This window comes from Streptomyces sp. NPDC029216 (assembly GCF_040648015.1).
Classification (GTDB): domain Bacteria; phylum Actinomycetota; class Actinomycetes; order Streptomycetales; family Streptomycetaceae; genus Streptomyces.
Genome location: NZ_JBEZWL010000217.1, coordinates 1 through 8,847, shown reverse-complemented (window position 1 = coordinate 8,847; position 8,847 = coordinate 1). Strand labels below are relative to the sequence as shown.

Sequence of the window (8,847 nt, the reverse complement as noted above, 5' to 3'; positions counted from 1 at the left end):
ATCCACACCAGGCCAGAAGGCCCTCACCCATTTCAAGATCTCTCAGCCGAGACCTGCATCACCCGTCCACAACCTCCCTGGACAGAACACCTAGGCCGTCTCTTCCGGATCATGCCGGGCCCGCGGCGCATGTGTCACACCAGCGCCGCGCCGCCGTCTATCGCGAGCGTGGTGCCGGTGACGTAGCCGTTGGACAAGACGAAGAGATAGGCCGCCGCGGCTTCCTCGGCGGTGCCGACACGTCGCGTGAGCAGCTCGGACCCGGCGCCCTGGAGGAAGGCCTCCGGGTCCGGGACGCTGCCGTCCCACAGCTCGGTGCTGATCACCCCGGGCTGGACCACGTTGACCCGCAGCGGGGCGAGTTCGACGGCGAGTGCCCGGGACAGGGCCTCGATGCCGCCGGTGATGCCTGCCGTGAGCGCGGTTCCGGACAGGGGGCGGATCGCGAGGACGCCGGAGCTGAAAGTGATCGAGCCGCCGTCGCGCAGTCGCGGTGCGGCGTACTTGGCGGAGAGGAACGCGCCCCAGAACCGCCGCTCGAAGACCGCCCTGGCCTCCTGCGGGGTGGTCTCGGCCAACGGCTTGATCAGCAGGGATTCGCCCGCGGTGTAGACGAGGTGGTCGAACTCCCCGACCTGCTCGAAGAACGCGGCGATGGCGTTGCCGTCGGCGACGTCCAGGCGGCGGCCTTCGGCCGACCCGCCCAAGCGCTTCGTCGCGGCGTCCACACGGTCCTGATTGCTGGAGGCGACCACCACGTCCGCGCCGGCCGCAGCGGCCTGTTGGGCCACCGAGAAGCCGATGCCGGAGGTTCCACCGATGACCACGATCTTCTTGCCCGCCAGAAACATGGGATCCATTCCTTCGTCGATGCGGTGCCGGGGCCCGGCAACCGCCATGGCAAGAACGTACGTCTCCCCATCAAGACGATGAATGCCTGAAGATCTCGATTCCCTGTCATATCGTCTCGCCAAGCAGGCATTAGAGTGACGCCATGGACATCCTGAGCGACACACTCGAAGTCCTGCGCACGGGCCGCCCGATGGTGACCCGCACCGACGCGCACGCCCCGTGGGCCCTGAAGTTCCAGCCCATCTCGGGAGCCGGATTCCACGTGGTCGTGGAAGGCCACTGCCACCTGCTGCCACCGCACGGCCGACCGCTCGCGCTCGGACCCGGCGACATCGTCTTCCTGCGGCGCGGCAGCGGACACACCCTGTGCGATGTGCCGGGCAGCGATCCGGCGGACTTCGTACCGGAGCGCGTGGACCGCTCCTCGCCGATCGGCCAGGTCACCGTGGACGGACCGGGGGCGCACACGGTGCTGGTGTGCGGTGCGTACGCGATCGACGTCGACCGCCCGCATCCGCTGTTCAGCGACCTGCCGGAGGTCATCCACCTCCCCGCGGTCCCGGGCCGCCACCCCGTGCTGCGCTCGGCGGTCGATCAGCTGTGCGCCGAGTTCCACACGCCGCAGCCGGGCTCCGACGCGGTCGTCACGGCGCTCATCGATCTGCTGCTGCTCTACATCCTCCGGTCGTGGTACGCCGAACTGCCGAAGGATCGCACCCGGGGTTGGACGGCGGCGCTGACCGACCCGGCAGTCGCCCCGGCCCTGAAGGCGATCCACGACGAGCCGGGCCATCCCTGGACCGTGGAGTCGCTGGGCACCCGCGCCGGTCTCTCCCGCGCGGCGTTCGCCCGCCGCTTCGCCTCGGTGGTCGGCGAGCCGCCGCTGACCTACCTGACCAACTGGCGGATGGCCACCGCGGCGCGATTGCTGCACCAATCGCCGGCCCCGCTGAGCACCATCGCGCAGCACACGGGGTACACGTCGGAGTTCGCCTTCGCCAAAGCCTTCAAACGACACTTCGGCTCACCGCCGGGGACCTACCGCAAGCAGGCCACACCAGCAGCCGACGAACCACACGGCCCCAACCGGAAGGGCGCCGGGTAGTGCCGACGCCCGCCTGTGGCGGTCGTTCGCCTATGGTGCGAGGTATGACCGAACAAGCTGATCAGCAGGCGCCCTTGCAGCCGATGCCGACCGACTGGCAGCGCGCGCTCGCGGTGGTGGCCCACCCCGACGACCTGGAGTACGGCTGCGCGGCGGCCATCGCCCACTGGACGGACGGCGGCCGCGAGGTCGCCTACGTGCTCGCCACCCGCGGCGAGGCCGGCATCGACGGGGTCGCCCCGGACGAGTGCGGCCCGCTGCGCGAGGCCGAGCAGCGCGCGAGCGCGGCGGTCGTCGGGGTCTCCACGGTGGAGTTCCTCGACCACCGCGACGGCGTCATCGAGTACGGGCCGGACCTGCGCCGGGACATCGCGGCGGCGATCCGGCGCCACCGCCCGGAGCTGGTGATCACCCTCAACCACCGTGACACCTGGGGCGGAGCCGAAGGCGGCGGGTACTGGAACAGCCCCGACCACAAGGCCATCGGCCGGGCCGTGCTGGACGCCGCGGGCGATGCGGGCAACCGGTGGATCTTCCCCGAGCTCATCTCCGAGCAGGGCCTGGAGCCGTGGGACGGAGTGCGCTGGGTCGCGGTGGCGGCCACCACCACCCCGACGCACGCCGTTGAGGCCGCACCCGGTCTGGAGCGCGCCGTGCACTCCCTGCTGGAGCACAAGGCGTACATCGCGGCGCTGACCGACCAGGACCCGCAGGAGTACGTCCGGAACTTCCTGACCGGCAACGTCCAGCAGGCGGCGGCCCGCTTCGGCGGCGTTCCGGCGATCCCGTTCGAGGTCTTCCCCCGCTGACCGCGCCCCCCTAGCCTGACGATCCGTCAGTTCAGGCTCATCGGGGGTGCGGTACACGGTGATCGACACCATCAGTACGGACATCGGCGAGGGCGAGGAGCGCGTCCGGCTGGACGTCGAGGACGGGATCGCGGTCCTCACCCTCTGCCGCCCCGACAAGCTGAACGGCTGGAGCTGGGAGTCCACCCGCCAGCTGGGCCTGCTCGCCGACCGGATCCGCTTCGACCCGGCCGTGCGCGCGGTCCTGCTGCGGGCGGAAGGCCGGGCCTTCTGCGCGGGCATCGACGTGACCGCCCCCGGCGGCGCCATCACGGGGGAGTCCGCCGCCGAGCGGACCCGGAACTACTACGAGGGCATCCGCTGGGTGCACGAGCGCTTCGCGGTCCTCTCCCGCCTCCCGCAGCCCGTCGTCGCCGCGGTCCAGGGCTACTGCCTGGGCTTCGGTTTCGAACTGGCCCTGATGGCGGACGTCCGGGTGGCCGCCGACGACGCCGTCTTCGCCCTGCCGGAGGCGCAGTTGGGCGTGGCCGTGGACGCCGGGGGCGACCTGCGCATCGCCCGGGAGGCGGGCGCGGGCTGGGCCAAACTGCTGGCCCTGACCGGCAGGCGGATCGACGCCGCGACCGCCGAGCGGCTCCACCTGGTCCAGCTGGTGGTGCCTCCGGCCGAGCTGGACTCCGCCGCCCGCGCGCTGACGGCGGAGATCGCGGCGAACGCCCCGCTCGCCGTCCAGGGCATCAAGAGGGCGGTCGACGCCTACGCCGACGCCGCCCTGCCCGCCGCCCTCGACCGGGTCGCGATGACCGCCGCCCTCACCCTGACCTCCGAGGACGCCCGGGAGGGCTACACCGCCAAGGCCGCCCGCCGGCCCCCGCGCTTCGGAGGCGCCTAGGAACCCTCCGGTATGCGCAGGGCGCGGAAGTTCTCGTACTCGGCCCGCATCAGGCCGGCGAAGGAGTCGTGGCGCACCGGTCCGCTTCCGCTCCAGGTGGAGTACCGGTACGCCGCCCACTCGCCGTCGTCCCCGACGTCACCGGGGTCGAGGAGCAGCCAGGTCTGGTCCCCCGTCAGGGAAATCTGGACCGCACGGTTCCAGCGCTCGCTCTCGTACGCTTCCCCGTCGTCCTCGTCCCCGTCGTCCTCGTCCTCGTCGTCGAGGTCTTCGTCTTCGTCCTCGTCCTCGTCGAGGTCCTCCTGCTCCCACAGGGTGAGGTCCTCGTGGAGGAACTCCGTCATCTCCCGCAGCAGCCCCACCTCCGCCGCCGGCGCGAGCAGTTCCACGAACTCCCCGGCCCACCGCCAGCCGTCGGTGACCGAAAGGAACGAGCGGTAGGAGGGCGGCAGCGGGGCCCCCAGCCGGGCTTCGAGCGCGGCGATCCGCTCCGGCGGGGCCGGGTCGAAGCCCAGCCAGCCGAGCGGCGGCTCCGAGGCGTCCTCGGCCCGCCGGGCGGCGTCGCGTTCGGCGCTCCACGTGCGCAGGAAGGGCTCCCATTCATGGATCTTCATGCCCCCGATGGTGCCCCACACCACTGACAACGGCCCCGGCGGGGCCCGGCCCTCACGGCATGAACGGTCCGCGCCCCAGCTGCTCGCGCACCGGCACCACCTCCGGCTGGACCAGCGTGCGCCGCTGCCAGTTCGCCCCGTCGACCACCAGGGTGTGGCCGGTGATGAAGGAGGCGTAGGGCGAGGCCAGGAAGGTGGCGGCCCAGCCCAGTTCGCGGGGCGCCCCCACCCGTAGCGCGGGCTGCCGGCCGTCCTTGGCGTCCGGTGCGGCGCGCTCCAGGCCGTCCCGGATGTCCCGGGTCATGTCGGTGTGCGGGAACAGCCCGGGCACGAGACCGTTGATCCGGATCCCGTACGGGCCCCACTCCACGGCGAGGGTCTCCACCAGGTTCTTCACCCCGGCCTTCGCCGCGGCGCTGTGCGCGAAGCCGGGCCCGCCGGTCCAGGCGTACGAGGCGCCGACGCTGACGATCGCCCCCGGGGTGCCCGCGGCGAGGTGGCGCCGGCCGAACTCGCGGGTCATGAACCAGGTACCGGTCAGGGTGGTGTCCACCACCGCCCGCCACGCGTTGGGGGAGAGGTCCTCGGCGGGGCAGGGGAAGTTGGCCGCCGCGTTGTTGACCAGCACGTCCGGCGGCCCGGACGCCGCCCCGGCCGCCTCGAAGACCTCCGCGACCGCCTCGGGGTCGCGGATGTCGCAGACGGCGGCCGTCACCCGGCCCGCCCCGGGCACCGCCGCCAGCTCCTCCCGGGCCGCCGCGAGCCGCTCGGCGCGGCGGCCGGCGATCACCACGTCCGCGCCGAGCCGCGCGAACTCGGCGGCGATGGCCTTGCCCAGCCCGGTCCCGCCGCCGGTCACGAGGACGACCCGCCCCCCGTACGTGCCGGGGGGCAGGGCGGCCGCGCCGAGCGGAGGGGGCGCGGGCAGGCCGCGCCTGGTCTCGTCCGTCATGGGACATCGATAGCGTGCGGACGCTCAGTTCTCCAGGCCCGCGACGGACCCGCCCGCTCCGCCCGGGACGCCCGCGCGGTGGCCGCAGGCCCGGAGCACTGCGTTCCACGGGCCCGCGCGGCAGGGCCGGGCGGTTCCGCCGAGGGTTCCCAAGGTGTCAAGCGACCGCTTAGTATGCCGCCGAGCGTGGTTCCTCGACGGCGGCTGGAGGCCCCGGATGCAGGCATGGCGAGTACACACGACCGGTGAGCCCCGCGAGGCCATGCGCCTCGAAGAGGTCCCCGAACCGGTGCCCGGCGAGGGCGAGGTCAGACTCAGGGTGCTCGCCGCCAACGTCAACTTCCCCGACGCGCTCCTCACCCGGGGCCAGTACCAGATCCGGCCGCCGCTTCCCTTCACCCCCGGCGTCGAGATCTGCGGCGAGACCGAGGACGGCCGGCGCGTCATCGCCAACCCGAGCCTGCCCCACGGCGGGTTCGCCGAGTACGTCACCGCCCCCGCGCACGCCCTGCTCCCGGCCCCCGACACCCTCGACGACGCCGAGGCCGCCGCCCTGCACATCGGCTACCAGACCGGCTGGTTCGGCCTGCACCGCAGGGCCCGCCTCCGGAGCGGCGAGACCCTCCTCGTGCACGCCGCCGCCGGCGGGGTCGGCAGCGCCGCCGTCCAGCTCGGCAAGGCCGCCGGAGCCACCGTCATCGGGGTCGTCGGCGGCAAGGCCAAGGCCCGTACCGCGGAGGAGCTCGGCTGCGACCTCGTCGTGGACCGCACCCACGAGGACGTGGTCGCCCGCGTCAAGGAGTTCACCGGCGGCCGCGGCGCCGACGTCGTCTACGACCCCGTCGGCGGCGACGCCTACACCGCCTCCGCCAAGTCCGTGGCCTTCGAGGGCCGCATCGTTGTCGTCGGCTTCGCCAGCGGCACCGTCCCCGCCCCCGCCCTCAACCACGCCCTGGTGAAGAACTACGCCGTCCTCGGCCTGCACTGGGGGCTGTACGCGGCCAAGGACCCCGCCGCCGTCCTCGCCTGCCACACCGAACTCACCCGCCTCGCCGCCCAGGGCGCGGTCAAACCCCTGGTCAGCGAACGCGTCCCGCTCGCCGGGGCCGCCGACGCCGTCCAGCGCGTCGCCGACGGCACCACCACCGGCCGGCTGGTCGTCGTACCGTCGCTGACGGACGGCGGCGCCCGATGACCGTCACCGCCGCACAACTCCTCACCCGCACCCGGGACCTGCTCGCCGCCCACCCGCCCGGCACCACCGACCGCGCCGACTTCCTGCGCGCCCGCTTCGACGCCGGACTCGCCTGGGTCCACTACCCCGAAGGCCTCGGCGGGCTCGGCGCCCCCCGCACCCTGCAAGCCGTCGTGGACGCCGAACTGGAGGCCGCCGGAGCCCCCGACAACGACCCTCGCCGGATCGGCATCGGCCTCGGCATGGCGGCTCCCACGATCCTCGCGTACGGCACCGAGGAGCAGAAGCGCCGCTTCCTGCGCCCCCTGTGGCTGGGGGAGGAGGTCTGGTGCCAGCTCTTCAGCGAGCCCGGGGCCGGCTCCGACCTCGCCGCCCTCGGCACCCGCGCCGTCCTCGACGAGACGACCGGGGACTGGGTGGTCGACGGGCAGAAGGTGTGGACCTCCAGCGCCCACACCGCCCGCTGGGCCATCCTCATCGCGCGCACCGACCCGGCCCTGCCCAAGCACCGGGGCATCACCTACTTCCTGTGCGACATGCACGCCCCGGGCGTCGAGGTCCGGCCGCTGCGCCAGATCACCGGCGAGGCCGAGTTCAACGAGGTCTTCCTCACCGGCGTCCGCATCCCCGACGGCCACCGCCTCGGCGCGGTCGGCGAGGGCTGGGCCGTCGCCCGCACCACCCTCATGAACGAACGCGTCTCCATCGGCGGGATGCGCCTGCCGCGCGAGGGCGGCATGATCGCCCCCGTCACCGCCGCCTGGCGCGAACGCCCGGAGCTGCGCACCCACGCCCTGCACCAGCGGCTGCTCGGCCTGTGGGTCGAGGCCGAGGTCGCCCGTCTCACCGGCGAACGGCTGCGCCAGCAGCTAGCGGCCGGCCAGCCGGGCCCCGAGGGCAGCGGGATGAAGCTCGCCTTCGCCCGCCTCAACCAGGAGATCAGCGGCCTGGAGGTGGAACTCCTCGGCGAGGAGGGCCTCCTGTACGGGGACTGGACCCTGCGCCGCCCCGAGATCGTCGACTTCACCGGCCGCGACGCCGGATACCGCTACCTGCGCGCCAAGGGCAACAGCATCGAGGGCGGCACCAGCGAGATCCTCCTCAACATCGTCGCCGAACGCGTCCTCGGGCTGCCCGCCGAGCCGCGTGACGACAAGGACATCGCCTGGAAGGACCTCGCCCGATGACCGTACGCCCGCCGCAGCCGGGCCCCTCGGCCCCCCGCGCCCCCTTCGACCTGCTCTACTCCGACACGGAGGAGGAACTCCGCGCGGCCGTACGGTCGCTGCTCGCCGAGCGCTGCGCCCCCGCGGGCGTCCTCGCCCGCGTGGAGACGGCCCGCCCCCACGACCCGGAGCTGTGGCGCACCCTCGCCGCCGGGATCGGCGCCGCCGGACTGCTCGTCCCCGAGAAGCTGGGCGGGGCGGGCGCGGGCCACCGGGAGGCCGCCGTGGTCCTGGAGGAGCTGGGCCGGGCCGTGGCCCCCGTCCCGTACCTGACCAGTTCCGTCCTCGCGACGGAGATCCTGCTCGCCTGCGCCTGTGACAACCCGGAGGCGGCCGAGCTGGTACGGGAGCTCGCGGCCGGACGGCTCGTCTGCGTCCCCGCCCTGCCCCTGACGCAGGCCCCCGGCGCGCCGCTGCCGGCGCCGGTCCACGACTCCGGGGGCGGGCTGCTCGGCGGCACCGTCACCTCCGTCGCCGACGCGGTGGCCGCCGACGTCCTGCTGGTCCTCGCCGACACCGGGCTCCACGCGGTCCCCGCCGACCGCGCCCTCCTGGACCCGGTGGTCCCACTGGACCTGACCCGCCCGCTCGCCACCGTCACCCTCGACTCCGCCGCCGGGACCCGCCTCGCGGACCCCGCCACCGCGCGGGCGGCCGTCGCCGGGGCCCTGCTGTCCGGCGCCGGACTGCTGGCCTCGGAGCAGCTCGGGCTGGCCGAGTGGTGCCTCACCGAGACCGTCGCGTACCTGCGCGGCCGCCACCAGTTCAACCGCCCCGTCGGCTCCTTCCAGGCCCTCAAGCACCGGCTCGCCCGGCTGTGGCTGGACGTGGCCTCGGCGCGCGCGGCCGCCCGCGCCGCCGCCGACGCCCTCGCGACGGCCGCCCCCGACGCCCCGCTCACGGTGGCCGTCGCCCAGGCGTACTGCTCCGGGGTCGCGGTCCGGGCGGCGGAGGAGTGCGTCCAGCTGCACGGGGGGATCGGCATGACGTGGGAGCACCCCGCGCACCTGTACCTCAAGCGGGCCAAGGCCGACTCCCTCGCGCTCGGCACCGCGGGCCACCACCGAGGCCTGGTCGCCGACTTCGCGGAGCTGCCGGCCCCGTAGGGACCTCTCCCCTACCCGCCCTTCGCCCGTTCCCCGGGGGTCCGCCCCCGGACCCCGGACGTGCGCTTCGCGCCCGGGGGTCTGGGGGCGGAGCCC

Annotated in this window: 9 protein-coding genes; 6 read left to right on the top strand and 3 right to left on the bottom strand. The window is 74.0% G+C overall.

The genetic code is table 11. From position 1 onward, the window contains the following. Positions 1 to 134: 134 nt before the first annotated feature. Positions 135 to 860 (bottom strand): SDR family oxidoreductase, encoded by a 726-nt coding sequence (locus AB0F18_RS37030; RefSeq protein ID WP_362069261.1) that lies wholly within the window; start codon positions 858 to 860, stop codon positions 135 to 137. A 134-nt stretch (positions 861 to 994) separates the two neighbouring features. Here AB0F18_RS37030 and AB0F18_RS37025 point away from each other — a divergent pair, with 134 nt between their 5' ends. Genes AB0F18_RS37025 through AB0F18_RS37015 form a run of 3 tightly spaced genes read left to right on the top strand, consistent with a single transcriptional unit; the run spans position 995 to position 3,658 of the window. After that, entirely contained in the window at positions 995 to 1,957 is a 963-nt protein-coding gene (locus tag AB0F18_RS37025) for an AraC family transcriptional regulator (protein WP_362069258.1), read from the top strand. 44 nt (positions 1,958 to 2,001) lie between these two features. After that, positions 2,002 to 2,766 carry a PIG-L family deacetylase gene (locus AB0F18_RS37020; protein ID WP_362069255.1) on the top strand — a complete coding sequence of 255 codons (765 nt, stop codon included), beginning with the start codon at positions 2,002 to 2,004 and terminating at the stop codon, positions 2,764 to 2,766. A 46-nt stretch (positions 2,767 to 2,812) separates the two neighbouring features. Further along, positions 2,813 to 3,658 (top strand): enoyl-CoA hydratase/isomerase family protein, encoded by an 846-nt coding sequence (locus AB0F18_RS37015; protein ID WP_362069252.1) that lies wholly within the window; start codon positions 2,813 to 2,815, stop codon positions 3,656 to 3,658. Here the strand turns inward: AB0F18_RS37015 and AB0F18_RS37010 are convergent. Both AB0F18_RS37010 and AB0F18_RS37005 read right to left on the bottom strand, forming a co-directional pair. Beyond that, positions 3,655 to 4,272 carry an SMI1/KNR4 family protein gene (locus tag AB0F18_RS37010; protein ID WP_362069249.1) on the bottom strand — a complete coding sequence of 206 codons (618 nt, stop codon included), beginning with the start codon at positions 4,270 to 4,272 and terminating at the stop codon, positions 3,655 to 3,657. The genes AB0F18_RS37015 and AB0F18_RS37010 overlap by 4 nt on opposite strands. 52 nt (positions 4,273 to 4,324) lie before the next feature. After that, a complete protein-coding gene (locus tag AB0F18_RS37005; RefSeq protein WP_362069246.1) occupies positions 4,325 to 5,224 on the bottom strand; it encodes an SDR family oxidoreductase in 900 nt (299 codons plus the stop codon). Between the two features lie 217 nt (positions 5,225 to 5,441). Here AB0F18_RS37005 and AB0F18_RS37000 point away from each other — a divergent pair, with 217 nt between their 5' ends. Genes AB0F18_RS37000 through AB0F18_RS36990 form a run of 3 tightly spaced genes read left to right on the top strand, consistent with a single transcriptional unit; the run spans position 5,442 to position 8,751 of the window. After that, positions 5,442 to 6,419, top strand: coding sequence for an NADPH:quinone oxidoreductase family protein (locus tag AB0F18_RS37000; protein WP_362069243.1), 978 nt, complete (start codon positions 5,442 to 5,444; stop codon positions 6,417 to 6,419). Then, entirely contained in the window at positions 6,416 to 7,606 is a 1,191-nt protein-coding gene (locus AB0F18_RS36995; protein ID WP_362069240.1) for an acyl-CoA dehydrogenase family protein, read from the top strand. Before AB0F18_RS37000 ends, AB0F18_RS36995 begins: the two co-directional genes overlap by 4 nt. After that, positions 7,603 to 8,751: an acyl-CoA dehydrogenase family protein gene (locus AB0F18_RS36990; protein ID WP_362069237.1), complete on the top strand. Its 1,149-nt coding sequence runs from the start codon at positions 7,603 to 7,605 to the stop codon at positions 8,749 to 8,751. Before AB0F18_RS36995 ends, AB0F18_RS36990 begins: the two co-directional genes overlap by 4 nt. Positions 8,752 to 8,847: the final 96 nt, after the last annotated feature.

Excerpts from the sequence above, each read along its gene's own strand:
- AB0F18_RS37020 (WP_362069255.1), top strand. The coding sequence starts at position 2,002 with ATGACCGAACAAGCTGATCAGCAGGCGCCCTTGCAGCCGATGCCGACC.
- AB0F18_RS36995 (WP_362069240.1), top strand. The coding sequence starts at position 6,416 with ATGACCGTCACCGCCGCACAACTCCTCACCCGCACCCGGGACCTGCTC.
- AB0F18_RS37000 (WP_362069243.1), top strand. The coding sequence starts at position 5,442 with ATGCAGGCATGGCGAGTACACACGACCGGTGAGCCCCGCGAGGCCATG.
- AB0F18_RS36990 (WP_362069237.1), top strand. The coding sequence starts at position 7,603 with ATGACCGTACGCCCGCCGCAGCCGGGCCCCTCGGCCCCCCGCGCCCCC.
- AB0F18_RS37005 (WP_362069246.1), bottom strand. The coding sequence starts at position 5,224 with ATGACGGACGAGACCAGGCGCGGCCTGCCCGCGCCCCCTCCGCTCGGC.
- AB0F18_RS37025 (WP_362069258.1), top strand. The coding sequence starts at position 995 with ATGGACATCCTGAGCGACACACTCGAAGTCCTGCGCACGGGCCGCCCG.
- AB0F18_RS37010 (WP_362069249.1), bottom strand. The coding sequence starts at position 4,272 with ATGAAGATCCATGAATGGGAGCCCTTCCTGCGCACGTGGAGCGCCGAA.
- AB0F18_RS37030 (WP_362069261.1), bottom strand. The coding sequence starts at position 860 with ATGGATCCCATGTTTCTGGCGGGCAAGAAGATCGTGGTCATCGGTGGA.